We start from the raw sequence: 15,135 nt of genomic DNA, 5'->3' as shown, positions 1-15,135 counted from the left end.
GTGGCCGCTGGCAGCTGCCCTGGCACGGCGATCACAGCGATCAAGCGAGGCGGTCACCATCGGCGTGCCAGGCTCCGGTCGTCCCAAGCGGGACGTCAGTGCGGCCGCCCACGGGTCACACCTCAGACACAGACTGCGAGGAAGACCCCCGATGCGTACCCTGCCACTGTTGCTCGCCCTACCTGCCGCCCTGGCCCTGCTGAACCGCACCTCGTCCCGGCGTACGTCGCGGCCCGATCGCCAGCAACTGAATGGCCGGACCATCGTCGTCACCGGTGCCTCCAGTGGCGTCGGCCGCGGTGTGGCCCTGGCGCTGGCCCGGCACGGAGCCAATCTGGTGCTGGCGGCGCGGCGGACCGAAGCCCTGGAAGCCCTGGCGGTGGAGGTGCAGGCGCTGGGCGTCGCGGCCCTGGCGGTGCCGACCGACGTCGCCGACGTGGCGCAGATGACGGCGCTGGCCGAACAGGCCGAGCAGCGCTTCGGTCGCATCGACGGCTGGATCAACAATGCCGGCGTGGTGGCGGTGGGCCGCTTCGAGGAGATCCCGCTGGACGATCACCTGCGCCTGCTGGATACCAATGTGAAGGGGGTGGTGATCGGCACCCATCTGGCCCTGCAGCGCTTCCGCCGCCAGGGCTATGGTCGGCTGGTCAACGTAGCCTCGGTGGACGGCGAGATTCCCCATGCCTATCAGGCCTCCTATTCGGCATCCAAGGCTGCGGTGCTCAGCCTTGGCCGGGTCCTGCAGCAGGAACTGCGTCGCGGGCGGCAGCCCAACATCCAGTTGTCGACGGTGCTGCCCTGGGCGCTGGATACCCCGATCTGGGGCCATGCGGCCACCTATACCGGCCATCGTCCCGATCTGCCGACCAAGGACACACCGGACAAGGCGGTACAGGCCATCGTCAAGGCGCTGCTGCAGCCGCAAAAGGAGATCACCGTGGGCTACAAGGCGAAGATGGCCTACTGGGGCCATCGCCTGGCGCCGGAGCTCAACGAACGCTTCACGGCCGCCGCGGTGCAGCGCGCCGAAATCGACTGGAATCCGATCAAGGCCGATACCTCGGGCAACCTGCAGCAGCCCGATCAGGCTGGACGGACGATCCGGGGGTCGAATTTCTGAGGGGGGTGTCTGAGCTAGTGCCAGGATGCGTTCAGAGCCCCGGCCTTTGTCTCGGGACCCACGATGGTCAGCTCACCCTGGGGCGTAAGGGCGGTCTGCAGCGCCCTGGCCAGGGCAGGCTGGGTGCAGAGCAGGGCGGTCGGGGCAATGCCGATCAGTGTGGCGGCAAGCTCCGGCCAGCAGGCGGGAGCCGCTGGATCGAGCTCCAGCCGGGGCAGTAGCGCCAGCCCCTCCGCCAGCATGACCTGGCAATGCGCCTGCAATTCGGCGTCGGCTTCGGCGGCTGGCCGTTGCGGGGCGGTCACCAGCAGGATCCGACGATGGCCGAGCGTCAGTAGATGCTGGGTGGCGAGGGCGATGCGCTGGCCGTGCGCTTCGGCGGCGCGACCGCGGGGCGACGTGGCAACCAGCGCCACGCGTGCCGAGGGAGTGACTCCAGGGGTGCGCAGGCGGAGGGCGGGACGGGTATCCATGGATAGGCCTCTGCCACGAGGTGGCGGTCAAGAGGCCCAGGGTGCCGGATGCGGATGGCAGCTTCATGACAAACCGCAGCCGCTTTCTTACCGCGGTACCTGCCAGTGACCCTGGCATCGTGAGTCGACGTAGACGCCTTGCGCTCTCCATCGAGGCAGCTAGCCTGAAGTGGGTGACGTTCCTTCGGGAGCCTGTAGATGAACAGGTTGCATGAACGCTTGGCCAAACTCGATCCGCCCGTGCGCCACGAGTTGGAGCGGCGCAACGATGGCCTGCTGATCACCCTCATCGAGCCTGATCACAATGTGCGGGTCTCGCGGTTGCTCAAGGCGGACGACATGCGCGAGGTCGAGCAGGTGAATCTGATCCTGCTGCACGCCATCAACGAACTCAGGCGCAAGGGCGCCCAGGTGCCCCTCGACAAGGACACCGTCCTGCTGACGCGCTTGCCCGGTGCTGGCGTCGGCACCCCCGGTTGAGTCGCACCTAGTCCTCCAGCTCCAGATCCAGCAACGCCGCGCCCAGGCCCTTGCCATGGGCATCCAGGGCCAAGGAGCGAGTGACGCCACCGCGCAAGGCGCCGGGCAGCACGAAGTTCAGCGCGCCCAGGGCGGGTAGCTCGTAGCGGCGAACGGGCGCGGCATCGGTCGGACGACTGTCGGCGAACCAGGCCGCCACCCGTTCCGCGGTGAGCACCTCGCACAGGCGGTCGAAATCTCCCCGGCGATAGGCGATCACCGCCATGTTCGAGGTGTCCCCCTTGTCGCCGGTACGGACGTGGGCGATCTCGCGTAGTTTCATGGCAGCGTCTCCAGCTCCAGGGTAGGGGTGACGACCGCACGCGGCCACAGCAGCGAAGCCACGGCGATGACCTCGCGGACCGCCTTGGTCGCACCGCCGCCGCCCGCTGGGCCATTGGTATAGAGGGTTTCCACCTCGTTGCCGATCTGCACTGCCGCCGCGCGGGTGGCGCAGCGGCCAACGACCCGCAGCCGTACCTCCCAAGGTTCGCCGGTCGCCCGGGCAGCGAGCGTCTCTCCATGGAGAGCGTCGCAGCCGATCAGCTCACAGCGCAGCTCTTCGACCGGTACGCCGCAGAGATGCAAACGCTCACGTACCACGGCAGCGGCCAACCGGGCGCGGGCGACGGCACCGGGACCCGCGTAGGAGAGCTGGCCCTCGCCGTGCCAGCCGTCACGGTAGCCCACCGACACCTTGAGCTGGTCCGGTCGCGCGGTGCCGCGAGCGCCGCTCACGACGACCCGATCCGGACCCGCTTGCTGCAGGGCGACGCCGGAAAAGTCGGCGGTCACGTCCGGCGTCAGATAGGCCGCTGGGTCGTGTACTTCGTAGAGGAGTTGTTCGGTGCAGGTTGCTGGGGTCACGCAGCCGCCGGAGCCAGTGACCTTGGTAAGGGTGGCGTGGCCATCCGCATCCACCTCGGCCAGGGGAAAGCCCAGGCGAGCGAGGTCGGGCACGTCCTTGTAGCCGGGATCGGCGAAGTAGCCGCCGGTGACCTGCCCGGCGCATTCCAGTAGATGGCCGACCAGGGTGCCGCGTCCGCGCCGCTCCCAGTCCTCCGCCGCCCAGCCGAACTCATGCACCAGCGGCGCCAAAAACAAGGAAGGGTCTGCCACCCGGCCGGTGACGATGACATCGGCGTCGGCTTCCAGGGCCTGGACGATGCCGTCCACTCCCAGGTAGGCGTTGGCCGAGATCACCCGGTCGCCCAGTTCGGCCAGGGTCTGGCCATTGTCCAGCAGGGCGTCGGCCGGCAGCTGGGCCAGCACATTGTCGCCGGCCACCGCGGCGATCTTCAGCCCTGTGACGCCCAGCTCCCGGGCCAGGGCGGCGACCTTGCGCGCCGCGGCGGTCGGGTTGGCGGCGCCCATGTTGGTGATCACCCGCAGGCGCGGACGATCCACCTGGCGCAGCAGTGGCAGGATGCGCCGCATCCGCGCCTCCAGCAGTGGATCGAAGCCGGCCTCGGGATCGGCCAGTCGCGCCTGTTGCGCCAGGGCGATGGTGCGTTCGGCCAGGCATTCGAACACCAGGTAGTCGAGGCGGCCATGCTCGGCCAGCTCCACGGCGGGTTCGATGCGATCACCGGAATAGCCGGCGCCGCAGCCGATGCGAAGGAGACGGGTCATCTAGAAGACTCCCAGGAGCAGGGCGGTCAGGGTCATCAGGACCGAGGCCGCGAACAGGAAGGGGATGGTGAAGCGCTGGTGATCGGCGAGGTCCAGCTTGCACAGGCCCACCAGCAGGAAGGTCGCCGGGGTCAGGGGGCTGACCGGGAAGCCGGTGGTGTGCACCCCGAGCAGCGAGGCCTGGGCCACCTGCACCGGGTCGACACCCAGGTTGCGGCCGACCTCGGCGATCACCGGCATGACGCCGAAGTAGAAGGAATCCGGATCGAACAGCAGGCTCAGCGGCATGGACAGGAAGCCCACCACCGCCGGGATCAATTGCCCGTGGCCAGCCGGGATGCCCGCCACCGCTACCTGGGCCATGGCCTTAAGCATGCCGCTGCCCTGCATGATGCCGGTGAAGACGCCGGCGGCGAACAGGATGCTGGCCATGGTCAGGGCGGTCTTGGCGTGGGCGTCGATGCGCGCCTTCTGGGCGTCCACCGAGGGGTAGTTCAGGCACAGCGCGGCCACGGTGCCGAGCATGAACATCACCACCGGATCGACCCAGCCGGCGATCATCACGCCCATCACCACCAGGGTCAGCAGCAGATTGATCCAGAAACGCTCCGGGCGGCGCAGGGCGCGCTCGGCCTCGCTGAGCACCCGCTCCGGTGCGGCACCGGCTCCAACGTCGGCCAGCCAGGGCGCCTGGCCGGCCAGGGTCAGGCGCTTCTCCTCGCGGCGCCCGAGCCACCAGGCACTGGCGAAGACGAAGGCCAGGCCCACCAGCTGTACCGGGATCAGCGGCTGGAACAGATCGGCCACCGGCACGTGCAGGGCGGCGGAAGAGCGCAGCACCGGCCCGGTCCAGGGCAGGAAGTTGACCCCGGCGGCCATGGCCGCGACGCAGGCCAGGATGCGCCGGTCCAGGCCCAGGCGGGTATAGAGCGGCAGCATGGCAGGGATGGTCACCAGGAAGGTCACCGCGCCGGAGCCGTCCAGGTGCACCAGCAGGGCGAGCAGGGCGCTGCCGCAGACGATGCGCGTCGGCCGGGTGCCGACGGTGCGCAGGATGCGGTCGATGATGGGATCGAGCATCCCGGCGTCGGTCATGATGCCGAAGAACAGGATGGCGAAGACGAACATGCCGATCACCGGGGCGACGCCCTTGATGCCGGCGATGATGAAGGCGCTGGTGCCCAGGCCGAAGCCACCGATCAGGGCCGCGGCGATGGGGATGACGATGAGGGCGACCAGGGGTGAAACGCGTTTGCTCATGACCGCGACGAGCAACGCGAGAATGGTGACGACACCGAGCAGGGCGAGCATGGCGGACTCCTTGGACCGTGGCACGGCAAGCAGGCACACGGGAGGTTTTGTTGTTGTGCCCGCAGTATTCGAAGACGGCCGACGTCCTGTAAATTGGAATCTTCCGAAGCAGTGTTCAGAAAAACAAAATGAAGAATCTGCTCCAGCACGTGCAGGCCTTTCTCGCTGTGGCCCGTCATGGTTCCTTCGCCCGCGCGGCGGAGGAGTTGCACCTGTCTCCTCCGGCGCTCACCGTGCAGATCCAGCAACTCGAAGCCTGGCTGGAGGTTCAGCTGCTGGAGCGCACCCCGCGAAGGGTCCAGCTCACCACCGCCGGCGAAGAACTGCGTGGGCCCCTGGAGCGCATCCTGGTAGACCTGGGCGATGTCCAGACCCATGCCCGGGACCTGGCGGGCCTGCGTCGCGGACGCATCACTCTGGCCGCCTTGCCATCCTTCTTCATGGGCCCCTTTCCCGAATTGCTGAAGACCTTCCAGGCCCGTCATCCGGCCATCGAGGTCCGCCTGCAGGATGTGGTGGCCGGTAGAGTCGAGGCGCTGGTCCGGGAAGGACAGGTGGATCTGGGCATCGGCGTCCGTCCACGGGCCGTGGGGCTGGACTTCCAGCCGCTGTATGTCGATCACCTGCAGCTGTTCGTGCCCCGCGACCATCCCTGGGCGGGCCGCGCCGAAATCACCCTGGGCGAACTCGACGCCGTACCCTTGCTGCTCACCGGTCGCGACAGCAGCGTGCGCGAGTGCCTGGACTTCGCCTTCGCCGCCGCCGGCCTGCGCCTGGTGGCGGCGCTGGAAGCCAACTACATGAGCACCCTGCTGGCCCTGGTGGCAGCCGGCCAGGGCCTGGCCCTGCTGCCGGAATCGGCGGGCGGCGAGGCCCCGGTGGTGGCCCTGCCGGTCCGCGGCGAAAGCCTGGCCCGGCCACTGGGCATCCTGACCCCCACCGGCCGCAGCCTTACGCCGGCGGCTCATGCCTTCGTCGCCTTGCTCCGGGAGCGGCTGCAGACAGACTAATACTCGAAGGGCTGGCCCAGCTCCTGCTGCAGCCAGTCGAGAAAGCGCCGCACCCGGGCGTAGCGCGAGTGCGCCCGGGGAAACACCAGGTGGTGCGCGGCCACCGGCAGGTCGTCGTCCTGGGGCAAGACCCGCACCAGATCGCCGCGGTCCAGATAGTCCGCGGCCAGCACCGTGCTCTCCAGGGCGAAGCCCAGACCATGGCGGGCGGCTTCCAGGGTCATGTAGGAGCGATCGAAACTCAGGGTGTAGGGTCGCTCCGGCAGCGCCAGGCCCTGCTGGGCGAACCAGTTGGGCCACTTCATCAGGGTGGCCTCGGACAGGATCAGTTCGCTGTGCAGCAGATCCGCCGGCGACTGGACCGGGCGTTTTTCCAGCAACTGCGGCGCGGCCAGTACCGCCAGGCGTTCGCGCTGCAGGGTGCGGATCTCCAGGTTCGGCCAGCTGGGCAGGCCGTGGCGGATGTCGATGTCGACCTTGTCGCGGCTGAAGTGCAGGGATTCGTAGGAGCAGGAGAGATTGATCTGTAGGTCGGGATGGCTCTGGCGGAACTGTTCCAGCCGTGGCATCAGCCAGAGCAGGCCGAAGCTCGGCGCGGAGTGCAGGCGCAGGCATTCCAGGCCGGCATCGCTGGCCGCACGATCCGTGGCCATGGCCAATCGGTGCAGTACCTCGCTGACCTCTTCCAGGTACTGCTCCCCGGCCGGGGTCAGGGTCATGCCGCGCGCACCGCGGACGAAGAGCGCGCGACCCACCAGAGCCTCGAGCTTGGCCAACTGATGGCTGACCGCCGAGGGCGTCAGCGCCAGTTGCTCGGCAGCCCGGGCGACGTTGGCGAAGCGGGCGGTCTGCTCGAAGGCTTGAAGGGCTTTCAGGGGTGGCAGGGAAAGCGTCTTGCCTGAATCCATGGGTCGCGGTCCTGTAGGCGTTTCACGGTCGATTCTCGGTTGGCCAGGCGGGGCTGCCAAGCCGTAGGCATGAATTTTATTCAGCACGGTCTGACGCAGGCTGCGTTGCTGGGGCCCTGGGGCAGGGGCACTCTGGCCCTCAGCGACAGCCCTCCACAACAACAAGAAGGATAGCGTCATGCCCCTGCATTCCCTGCTGCTGCAAGACAAGATTGCCCTCGTCACCGGCGCCGCCTCCGCCCGTGGCATCGGTCGCGCCACGGCCCAGGCCTTCGCCGCCCAGGGCGCGCGGGTGATCATCCTCGATCTGGATGCCAGCGCCGCCCGCGATGCCGCCGCCAGCCTCGGCGAAGGTCACCTGGGCCTGGCGGCCAACGTGGCCGACGAAGCCCAGGTCAGGGCTGCGGTCGACCAGGCGCTCGCCCAGTACGGTCGCCTCGACGTGCTGGTCAACAATGCCGGTATCACCCAGCCGGTGAAGACCCTGGAGATCGGCCGCGCCGACTACGACCGCATCCTCGACGTCAATCTGCGCGGCACCCTGCTGATGTCCCAGGCGGTGATTCCGGCCATGCGCGAGCAGGGCGGTGGCAGCATCGTCTGCCTGTCCTCGGTGTCCGCCCAGCGCGGCGGTGGCATCTTCGGCGGACCGCACTACAGTGCCGCCAAGGCTGGGGTGCTGGGCCTGACCAGGGCGATGGCGCGGGAATTCGGGCCGGATGGCATCCGCGTGAATGCCCTGACCCCAGGCCTGATCCAGACCGATATCACCGGCGGGCTGATGCATGACGAGCGCCGCCAGTCGATCATCGACGGCATCCCCTTGGGTCGCCTCGGCGAGCCCAAAGACGTGGCCAATGCCGCGCTGTTCCTGGCCAGCGATCTCTCCGGCTACCTGACCGGCGTCACCCTGGACGTCAACGGCGGCATGCTGATCCACTGATCGCCCCCTCGTGTTCAACGCTCTGCATCGAAAAGGGCGCCCACGGCTGCGGCGCCCATAACAACAAGAGATCAGACCATGACTACGCTCACTCTGGCAGCGGCCACCTCGGCGCGCGCCAATGCCTATCGCAAGACCGCCTGGCGGCTGATGCCCTTCCTGATGCTGTGCTACTTCTGCGCCTATCTGGACCGGGTCAACGTCGGCTTCGCCAAGCTGCAGATGATGAACGACCTGGCGCTGAGCGAAGCCGTCTACGGCCTCGGCGCCGGCATGTTTTTCATTGGCTATTTCCTCTGCGAGGTGCCCAGCAACATCATCCTGCACAAGGTCGGCGCCCGCCGCTGGATCGCCCGCATCATGATCACCTGGGGCATCCTTTCCGGGATGTTCGCCTTTGTCGAGACGGCCTGGCAGTTCTATGTCCTGCGCTTCCTGCTCGGCGTGGCCGAGGCCGGCCTGGCGCCGGGCCTGCTGCTCTATCTCACCTACTGGTTTCCCTCCTACCGCCGCGCCCGCATGACGGTGCTCTGGTTCGTCGCCATTCCCTTGTCGGGCATGATCGGCGGACCGCTGTCGGGCTGGATCATGAATCAGTTCGCCGGGGTCCACGGCTGGGCCGGCTGGCAGTGGATGTTCGTCATCGAAGCCATTCCCACGGTAGTGGTGGGGCTGATGGTGCTCGGCTATCTCAAGGACGGCGTGCACCAGGCGACCTGGCTGGACGATGAGGAAAAGGCGCTGATCCAGAAGGAACTGGCCGAGGACAACCAGCACAAGACCGAGCACGCCAGCGTGCGCGACTTCATTCGGGATCGCCGGCTGTGGTTGCTGGCCGCCATCTATTTCTGCGTGGTCATGGGCCAGTACGCCATCACCTTCTGGCTGCCGACTCTGGTGCGCAACTCCGGGGTCGCCGATCCGCTGCACATCGGCCTGCTCACCAGCCTGCCCTATATGTGCGCCATCGTCGCCATGCTGCTGGCCGGGCGCAGCGGGGACAAGCATCGCGAGCGCCGCTGGCACCTGGTGATTCCCATGCTATTGGGCGCCTGCGGCCTCAGCCTCGCCGCCGTATTCGGCCACAACGTCACCCTGTCGATCCTCAGCCTGTGCCTGGCCGCGGCCGGCATCCTTTCCGCGTCCTCGCTGTTCTGGATGCTGCCCACCACGCTGCTGGGCGGGGTCACCGCCGCCGCCGGCATCGCCGCGGTGAACAGCTTCGCCAACCTGGCCGGTTTCTGCTCGCCCTACCTGATCGGCTGGATCACCACCAGCACCGGTTCCAGCGCCATCGGCATGTTCCTCATCACCGGGGTGCTGGTGATAGGCGCCACGCTGGTCCTGCGCATTCCCGCCGCCCTGGTCAATCGCTAATCGAGGTACAGATCATGACCGCTTCTTCGCCACAACGCGCACCGCTCTCGCTGGCCGAGCGCGCCCACAACATCCGCCGCCACGCCCTGCGCATGGGCCAGATCCAGGGCCAGGGTTATGTCGGCCAGGCCCTGGGCGTCGCCGACGTCCTGGCCGTCGCCTACTTCCATGCCCTGAGCTACCAGCCGCAGGACCCCGGCTGGGAAGGGCGCGACCGCTTCTACCTGTCCATCGGCCACTATGCCATCGCCCTCTATGCCGCCTTGATCGAGGCCGGGATCGTGCCGCAGGAGGAGCTGGAGACCTATGGCTGCGACGACAGCCGCCTGCCCATGTCGGGCATGGCCGCCTACACCCCAGGCATGGAGATCACCGGCGGTTCCCTCGGCCAGGGCCTGGGCATCGCCGTGGGCGCCTGCCTCGGCCTCAAGCGAAAGCAATCGAAATCCTTCGTCTACAACCTGCTGTCCGATGGCGAACTCAACGAAGGCGCCACCTGGGAAGCGGCCATGTCGGCCTCTCACTGGCAGCTGGACAATCTCATCGCCCTCGTGGACGTGAACAATCAGCAGGCCGACGGCCATTGCCGCGAGATCCTCGCCTTCGAGCCCCTGGCCGAGCGCTGGCAGGCCTTCGGCTGGTTCGTCCAGCGCGTCGACGGCAACGACCGCGCGGCGCTGGTCGCCGCCTTCGACCGGGCCCGCCAGCACCCTGGCCGACAGCCCAGGATCATTCTCTGCGATACCCGCATGGGCAAGGGCGTGCCCTTCCTGGAAACCCGCGACAAGACTCACTTCATCCGCGTCGAGGCGCACGAATGGGCCCTGGCCCTCGATGCCTTGGATGCCGGGAGGGACTTCTGATGACTACCAGCACCGCCACCAAGCCACGCCTGACCACCTCGGCGATGATCGCCAGCATCGCCGCCGAGGGCCAACCGACCCGGCCGGCCCCCTTCGGTCACGCCCTGGCGGCCCTGGCCGAACAGCGCCCGGACATCGTCGGCCTCACCGCCGACCTGGCCAAGTACACCGACCTGCACATCTTCGCCAAGGCCCACCCCGAACGCTTCTACCAGATGGGCATGGCCGAGCAGTTGCTGATGAGCGCCGCCGCCGGCCTGGCCCGCGAAGGCTGCGTGCCTTTCGCCACCACCTATGCAGTATTCGCCTCGCGCCGCGCCTACGACTTCATCTGCATGGCCATCGCCGAGGAGAACCTCAACGTCAAGATCGTCTGTGGCCTGCCGGGGCTGACCACTGGCTACGGCCCCAGCCACCAGGCCACCGACGACCTGGCGATCTTTCGCGCCATGCCCAACCTCATGGTGATCGACCCCTGCGACGCCCTGGAGATCGAGCAGGCGGTGCCGGCCATCGCCGCTCACCAGGGGCCGGTCTACATGCGCCTCCTGCGCGGCAATGTGCCCCTGGTGCTGGACCGCTACGACTACCGGTTCCAGCTCGGCAAGGCTCAGGTGGTGCGCCCCGGTCGCGACGTGCTGGTGGTGTCCACCGGGCTGATGACGATGCGCGCCCTGGAGGCCGCCGAGGCCCTGGCAGCGGATGGTGTGGACGTCTCGGTGCTGCACGTGCCGACCATCAAGCCGCTGGACGAGGCAACGATCCTGGCGGAAGCGCGCAAGCCGGGACGGCTGGTGGTGGCGGCGGAGAATCATTCGCTGATCGGCGGACTGGGCGAGGCGGTGGCGACCACCCTGCTGCGCAACGGCGTGACGCCCACCTTCCGCCAGATCGCGCTGCCCGACGCCTTCCTCGACGCGGGTGCACTGCCCACGCTGCACGACCGCTACGGCATCTCCACCACGGCGGTCTGCCAGCAGATCAAGGGCTGGTTGTAGGGCCGGGAGGAGGTGCCTGGTTACCCTCGGGATTGCACCGAGGGAGCCAGGCGCCGCCAGGGCGATTCGAAGACTCGACGCCGCCCGCGCATCCGGGCAAGGTGGGCAGCTGTCTTCCTCGCCTGCTGGCCGTCATGTCCGATACCGATGAACTCACCCTGCGCAAGCTGGAGATCTTTCTGGCCTTCATGCGCAGTCGCAACCTGGCGCGGGCCGCCGCCGAGCTGGGCACCAGCCATGTCAGCGTGCATCGCGCCATCCACTCCCTGGAAAACGCCCTGCGCTGCCCACTGTTCAAGCATGAGGGGCGTACCCTGACGCCGCTGGATGGCGCCTTCGTGCTGGAAGCGCGGGCCGAGCGACTGATGCAGGACCTGGCCGAGACGGTACGGCTCACGCGCCAGGCGGCGGGCTTTTCGGCGGAGCGCTTTCGCCTGGGGGCGCTGTACTCGCTTACGGTCAAGACCGTGCCCCAGCTGATCATGGGCCTCAAGCTCAGGCGCAGCGAACTCAACATCGACCTGGTGCTGGGTTCCAATGCCGACCTCGCCGAGCAACTGCACGATTTCAAGCTGGACGCCATGCTGGTGGCCCTGGACGACGCCGTGGTGGATGCCGACTGCGAGAGCGTCGAGCTGTTCAGCGACGACATCTTCCTCGCCGCGCCCAGTGATTCGCCCTTCGCCGACCAGGCCGAGGTGGACCTGCGCGACCTCGCCGGCGTGCCCTTCGTGACCCTGACCCAGGGTTTCGCCACCTTTCGCGACGGCCGCCAGGTGTTCGCCCAGGCCGGCTTCGAGCCGGAGGTGATCATGCAGGTCAACGACATCTTCTCGCTGATGAGCATGGTCAGCTCCGGGGTGGGCTATGCGCTGCTGCCGGGGCGGGTCGAGGCGGTCTACCAGAACCGCCTCAAGCTGCTGCCCCTGGCTCCGCGCTATCGCCTCCAGCAGCGCATTGGCGCGGTGTTCCTGCGCAGCCGCGAGCGCGATCCCAATCTGCTGGCCTTCGTCGCCGAATGCCGGATGTACGCGCGCAACTAAGCCACCAGTGCCCGCACGCAGAAGAACAGCAGCGACGGCCCCAGCAGGCACCCCAGGCCGGTGTGGAAGGTAGCGGTTAGGGCGCCATAGGGCACCAGTCGGCGGTCGGTGGCGGCGAGCCCCGCGGTGACGCCGCTGACGGTGCCGGCCAGGCCGCCGAAGACCATCGCCGAGCGCGGATTGTCCAGCGCCAGCAGGCGCGCCGAGGCGGGCGTCGCCACCATGACGATGATGGCCTTGATCAGGCCGGTGGCGATGGACAGTGCCATGACGTCGGAGCTGGCGCCCAGGGCGGCGCCGGTCACCGGGCCGACGATGTAGGTCACCGCACCGGCGCCGATGGTGGTCATGCTCACCGCGTCGCGATAGCCGAAGGCCCAGGCCACGGCGGCGCCAACGATGAAGGGGAGCACCGTACCCAGCAGCAGGGCCACGGCGCCGATCATCCCCGCCTTGCGCGCCTCGGTGGCCTGTACCTCGAAGGCGGTGGCGACGATGGCGAAGTCGCGCAGCATGGCGCCGCCCATCAGGCCGATGCCGGAGAACAGGGCCAGGTCGGCCAGGCCTTTCTGGCCACCGGTGACGGTACCTCCGACCCACGCCAGCACCAGGCCGATGACGATGGCGATGGCCGAGCCGTGCACCCGGCCGAAGGTCAGGCGGCGCGAAAGGACCACCGAGACCCACATGATCAGGCCGATCAGCGCGAAGGCGGCGACCAGGCCGTTGTGTTGCAGCGCTTTGGTGACGATGTCGTTCATCCTAGCGACCTCCGGCCGGCGCGGCGTGGGCTACGGCCGGCGCTGGCGCCACGGGTTCGTCAGGCAACGGCGGTAGCGGTTCGCCGCGATGGCTGCGACTGATCAGGGCGATGGTCACCCCGCAGATACCCACGGCGCCGACGGCCGCCAGCACTGCCACGGGTCCGCCATGCAGGGCGGTGACCACGTTCTGCTGGGCGGCCATGGCCACCACCACCGGGATGTACAGCGCGCCCCAGAAGCCGACGCCGAATTCGCATTCCTTGCTCATGCCGCCATGCCGCTCCATGTAGAGCCGGGCGCAGATCAGCAGGAGCATGGCGATGCCCACCCCGCCGACATTGGACTTGACCCCGAGCAGGACGCCCAGGAAGTCACCGATGATGACGCCTGCAAGCATGCAGACGGCCAGGAGCGCTACACCGTAGATGATCATTGTTGTTGTCCTCGGTTGTGCTTGGGGTGGGGTGAAGCCTGGCCGCTGCGCCCGCTTTTACCCCCTCTCCCTCGGGGAGAGGGCTGGGGTGAGGGCAGCCGCCGTATGGGGATTGCTCAGTCCAGTCGTGCCGCCTCCTCGCGCCTGAGCGCGTCTAGGGTGTCAGGATGGGTGTCCTGCCAGGCCAGCACCCCGGCCGCGGGCAAGACGCGTTTGGCCAGTTGGCTGAGCACGCTGCCCGGCGCCAGTTCGATGGCCAGGCGCACGCCACGCTCGCAGGCGGCTTCCAGGGTGGCGTGCCATTCGATGGGCCGCGCCATGTTGAAGGCCAGGTCGTCGCGCAACTGCTCGGCACGCACCAGCCGTCGTGCCGAGGTACCGCTCAGATAGGCCAGCCGGGGCGCGCGTAGCTCGACCTCGGCAAAGGCCTGATCAAGAGTCTGGGCGGCTTCGGCGAGCAGCGGGCAGTGGGACGGCACGCTCATGGCCAGGCGCTTGGCTGCCGCGGCACCCTGGGCGCGCGCGGCTTCGGCCAGCGCGGCCAGGCCGGCATCGCTGCCCGCGACCACGTATTGCTGCTCGGCATTGGCATTGGCCAGGTACAGCGGCGCGGCAGGGCGATGGTGGTCAGCGACCAGCCGCTCCACCGCCCCGCGCCCCAGGCCCAGGATCGCCAGCATGCCGTAGCCGGACGGGTAGGCCGCCTGCATCAATTCGCCGCGACGGGCCACCAGGCGCAGCGCATCGGCGAAGTCCAGGGCCTCGGCCACCACCGCCGCGGCATAGGCTCCGATGGACAAACCCGCCACCAGCTGTGGCGCCGGTCCGCGGCTCAGCAGCAGGCGCGCCGTGGCGACGCCGGCGATCAGCAGGCAGAGCTGCACGGCGCGGGTATGTTCGAGGGCCTGGGCGGAGTCCAGCCTCAAGGGATCGAGGTCCAGCACCGCGGCGGCTTCCACCAGGGTGCGCCGGACCTCGGCGTCGTCGGGCAGGGCATGCAGCATGCCGGGACGCTGGGCGCCCTGGCCGGGAAACTGGAAGAGGGTACTCATGCGGCGCGCGCCTCCGGCCAGGGATCGCTCACCAACTGGGGACCGGCCGCGGTCTTGAGCAGCACGCGTGGAGCGTCTCCGGCCCAATCGGCCAGGGCGACGCCGCCGAGGGGGGTCTCCAGCAGGATGTCCAGGCGACACAGCGCTTGCCCTTGCAGGGACGCCAGCAGGGCCCGCGCCTGGTCGCGCGGCAGCGGGGCGGTGCAGCGGATCAGCAGATCCAGATCGCTCCCCGCATGCAGCGCCGGCCAGCCGGAGGCCAGTTCGTAGCCCGCGGCGCCGGTGGGGCCCCAGGGCAGGTTCAGGTCATCCAGCAGGGTTTGCACGCGGGCCAGGGTGTCGAAGACCGGTAGATCGCGGCAGCCGGTCGTGATCCGCAGGTTTTCAGGCCCGCGCTGTTGCACTACGGCGGTCGGTGCCAGCCAGGCCGCCAAGCGCTCGGCGCGGGTGGCACCACGCAGGCCGACGGGGATGCGGCCAGGCTCGGGCACCGCCCGGCGTACCACCACCGGCAGGCCGGCCTGGGCGACCTGGTGGGCCCAGAGTGGAGCGTGCGCGGGCAAGGCGTCCGGGGTCAGGCCCCAGAGGAGGTCGTGGGGGCGGTGTTGGGCTTCGCTGCGCTCAACCCAACCTACGAAAGTGTCCCGTAGGTTGGGTTGAGCGCCAGCGAAGCCCAACGGGCCCAT

17 protein-coding genes are annotated in these 15,135 nt (G+C 68.5%); 8 read left to right on the top strand and 9 right to left on the bottom strand.

Going from position 1 to position 15,135, the window contains the following annotated elements:
- The first annotated feature begins 151 nt into the window (after positions 1-151).
- Positions 152-1,123 (top strand): SDR family NAD(P)-dependent oxidoreductase, encoded by a 972-nt coding sequence (locus tag V6W80_RS12550; RefSeq protein WP_338544406.1) that lies wholly within the window; start codon positions 152-154, stop codon positions 1,121-1,123.
- Between the two features lie 14 nt (positions 1,124-1,137).
- Here the strand turns inward: V6W80_RS12550 and V6W80_RS12545 are convergent, their stop codons facing one another.
- Positions 1,138-1,596 (bottom strand): substrate-binding domain-containing protein, encoded by a 459-nt coding sequence (locus V6W80_RS12545; protein WP_160922586.1) that lies wholly within the window; start codon positions 1,594-1,596, stop codon positions 1,138-1,140.
- A 198-nt stretch (positions 1,597-1,794) separates the two neighbouring features.
- Here V6W80_RS12545 and V6W80_RS12540 point away from each other — a divergent pair, with 198 nt between their 5' ends.
- Entirely contained in the window at positions 1,795-2,076 is a 282-nt protein-coding gene (locus V6W80_RS12540; RefSeq protein ID WP_064309489.1) for a hypothetical protein, read from the top strand.
- 7 nt (positions 2,077-2,083) lie between these two features.
- Here the strand turns inward: V6W80_RS12540 and V6W80_RS12535 are convergent, their stop codons facing one another.
- The 3 genes from V6W80_RS12535 to V6W80_RS12525 are packed head-to-tail and all read right to left on the bottom strand — an operon-like array spanning position 2,084 to position 5,058.
- A complete protein-coding gene (locus tag V6W80_RS12535) occupies positions 2,084-2,398 on the bottom strand; it encodes an AtuA-related protein (RefSeq protein WP_093251570.1) in 315 nt (104 codons plus the stop codon).
- Positions 2,395-3,747, bottom strand: a complete 1,353-nt coding sequence (locus V6W80_RS12530) for an acyclic terpene utilization AtuA family protein (RefSeq protein WP_338544405.1) — start codon at positions 3,745-3,747, stop codon at positions 2,395-2,397. Before V6W80_RS12530 ends, V6W80_RS12535 begins: the two co-directional genes overlap by 4 nt.
- Positions 3,748-5,058, bottom strand: coding sequence for a CitMHS family transporter (locus tag V6W80_RS12525; RefSeq protein WP_338544404.1), 1,311 nt, complete (start codon positions 5,056-5,058; stop codon positions 3,748-3,750). It lies immediately after the preceding gene.
- A 128-nt stretch (positions 5,059-5,186) separates the two neighbouring features.
- On the opposite strand from V6W80_RS12525, the gene V6W80_RS12520 reads away from it, so the two are divergent.
- On the top strand, positions 5,187-6,068 hold the full coding sequence (locus tag V6W80_RS12520) for a LysR substrate-binding domain-containing protein (protein WP_184287734.1): 882 nt from the start codon (positions 5,187-5,189) through the stop codon (positions 6,066-6,068).
- On the opposite strand, the gene V6W80_RS12515 is transcribed toward V6W80_RS12520, so the two are convergent.
- A complete protein-coding gene (locus tag V6W80_RS12515) occupies positions 6,065-6,976 on the bottom strand; it encodes a LysR substrate-binding domain-containing protein (RefSeq protein WP_338544403.1) in 912 nt (303 codons plus the stop codon). The two genes, V6W80_RS12520 and V6W80_RS12515, sit on opposite strands and share 4 nt — an antisense overlap.
- Positions 6,977-7,169: 193 nt before the next feature.
- Between V6W80_RS12515 and V6W80_RS12510 the strand changes: the two genes are divergently transcribed.
- The 5 genes from V6W80_RS12510 (at position 7,170) to V6W80_RS12490 (ending at position 12,200) form a co-directional block, all read left to right on the top strand.
- The gene (locus tag V6W80_RS12510; RefSeq protein ID WP_026083860.1) at positions 7,170-7,919 is read left to right on the top strand and encodes an SDR family NAD(P)-dependent oxidoreductase; all 750 of its coding nucleotides are present in this window, start codon (positions 7,170-7,172) and stop codon (positions 7,917-7,919) included.
- 78 nt (positions 7,920-7,997) lie between these two features.
- Positions 7,998-9,296 (top strand): MFS transporter, encoded by a 1,299-nt coding sequence (locus tag V6W80_RS12505; protein WP_173147632.1) that lies wholly within the window; start codon positions 7,998-8,000, stop codon positions 9,294-9,296.
- A 14-nt stretch (positions 9,297-9,310) separates the two neighbouring features.
- Positions 9,311-10,159 (top strand): transketolase, encoded by an 849-nt coding sequence (locus V6W80_RS12500; protein ID WP_338544402.1) that lies wholly within the window; start codon positions 9,311-9,313, stop codon positions 10,157-10,159.
- A complete protein-coding gene (locus V6W80_RS12495) occupies positions 10,159-11,157 on the top strand; it encodes a transketolase family protein (RefSeq protein ID WP_093251543.1) in 999 nt (332 codons plus the stop codon). Before V6W80_RS12500 ends, V6W80_RS12495 begins: the two co-directional genes overlap by 1 nt.
- Before the next feature lie 134 nt (positions 11,158-11,291).
- The gene (locus tag V6W80_RS12490) at positions 11,292-12,200 is read left to right on the top strand and encodes a LysR family transcriptional regulator (protein ID WP_338544401.1); all 909 of its coding nucleotides are present in this window, start codon (positions 11,292-11,294) and stop codon (positions 12,198-12,200) included.
- Here the strand turns inward: V6W80_RS12490 and madM are convergent.
- The 4 genes from madM to V6W80_RS12470 all read right to left on the bottom strand — a co-directional run bounded on the left by madM (position 12,197) and on the right by V6W80_RS12470 (position 15,135).
- A complete protein-coding gene (gene madM / locus V6W80_RS12485) occupies positions 12,197-12,961 on the bottom strand; it encodes a malonate transporter subunit MadM (RefSeq protein ID WP_160922577.1) in 765 nt (254 codons plus the stop codon). The genes V6W80_RS12490 and madM overlap by 4 nt on opposite strands.
- A 1-nt stretch (position 12,962) precedes the next feature.
- The gene (gene madL / locus V6W80_RS12480) at positions 12,963-13,397 is read right to left on the bottom strand and encodes a malonate transporter subunit MadL (protein WP_017641180.1); all 435 of its coding nucleotides are present in this window, start codon (positions 13,395-13,397) and stop codon (positions 12,963-12,965) included.
- A 116-nt stretch (positions 13,398-13,513) separates the two neighbouring features.
- Positions 13,514-14,449, bottom strand: a complete 936-nt coding sequence (gene mdcH, locus V6W80_RS12475; protein WP_338544400.1) for a malonate decarboxylase subunit epsilon — start codon at positions 14,447-14,449, stop codon at positions 13,514-13,516.
- Positions 14,446-15,135 (bottom strand): malonate decarboxylase holo-ACP synthase, encoded by a 690-nt coding sequence (locus V6W80_RS12470; RefSeq protein WP_338547421.1) that lies wholly within the window; start codon positions 15,133-15,135, stop codon positions 14,446-14,448. The genes mdcH and V6W80_RS12470 overlap by 4 nt, the downstream gene beginning before the upstream one ends.

Origin of the sequence: Pseudomonas benzopyrenica (assembly GCF_036884265.1) — a bacterium.
Taxonomy (GTDB): Bacteria; Pseudomonadota; Gammaproteobacteria; order Pseudomonadales; family Pseudomonadaceae; genus Chryseomonas; species Chryseomonas benzopyrenica.
The sequence above is the reverse complement of the archived record's forward strand: the minus strand, read 5'-3'. Positions and strand labels throughout refer to the sequence as shown.

Excerpts from the sequence above, each read along its gene's own strand:
- V6W80_RS12550 (WP_338544406.1), top strand. The coding sequence starts at position 152 with ATGCGTACCCTGCCACTGTTGCTCGCCCTACCTGCCGCCCTGGCCCTG.
- V6W80_RS12545 (WP_160922586.1), bottom strand. The coding sequence starts at position 1,596 with ATGGATACCCGTCCCGCCCTCCGCCTGCGCACCCCTGGAGTCACTCCC.
- V6W80_RS12540 (WP_064309489.1), top strand. The coding sequence starts at position 1,795 with ATGAACAGGTTGCATGAACGCTTGGCCAAACTCGATCCGCCCGTGCGC.
- V6W80_RS12535 (WP_093251570.1), bottom strand. The coding sequence starts at position 2,398 with ATGAAACTACGCGAGATCGCCCACGTCCGTACCGGCGACAAGGGGGAC.
- V6W80_RS12530 (WP_338544405.1), bottom strand. The coding sequence starts at position 3,747 with ATGACCCGTCTCCTTCGCATCGGCTGCGGCGCCGGCTATTCCGGTGAT.
- V6W80_RS12525 (WP_338544404.1), bottom strand. The coding sequence starts at position 5,058 with ATGCTCGCCCTGCTCGGTGTCGTCACCATTCTCGCGTTGCTCGTCGCG.
- V6W80_RS12520 (WP_184287734.1), top strand. The coding sequence starts at position 5,187 with ATGAAGAATCTGCTCCAGCACGTGCAGGCCTTTCTCGCTGTGGCCCGT.
- V6W80_RS12515 (WP_338544403.1), bottom strand. The coding sequence starts at position 6,976 with ATGGATTCAGGCAAGACGCTTTCCCTGCCACCCCTGAAAGCCCTTCAA.
- V6W80_RS12505 (WP_173147632.1), top strand. The coding sequence starts at position 7,998 with ATGACTACGCTCACTCTGGCAGCGGCCACCTCGGCGCGCGCCAATGCC.
- V6W80_RS12500 (WP_338544402.1), top strand. The coding sequence starts at position 9,311 with ATGACCGCTTCTTCGCCACAACGCGCACCGCTCTCGCTGGCCGAGCGC.
- V6W80_RS12495 (WP_093251543.1), top strand. The coding sequence starts at position 10,159 with ATGACTACCAGCACCGCCACCAAGCCACGCCTGACCACCTCGGCGATG.
- V6W80_RS12490 (WP_338544401.1), top strand. The coding sequence starts at position 11,292 with ATGTCCGATACCGATGAACTCACCCTGCGCAAGCTGGAGATCTTTCTG.
- madM (WP_160922577.1), bottom strand. The coding sequence starts at position 12,961 with ATGAACGACATCGTCACCAAAGCGCTGCAACACAACGGCCTGGTCGCC.
- madL (WP_017641180.1), bottom strand. The coding sequence starts at position 13,397 with ATGATCATCTACGGTGTAGCGCTCCTGGCCGTCTGCATGCTTGCAGGC.
- mdcH (WP_338544400.1), bottom strand. The coding sequence starts at position 14,449 with ATGAGTACCCTCTTCCAGTTTCCCGGCCAGGGCGCCCAGCGTCCCGGC.
- V6W80_RS12470 (WP_338547421.1), bottom strand. The coding sequence starts at position 15,135 with ATGGGCCCGTTGGGCTTCGCTGGCGCTCAACCCAACCTACGGGACACT.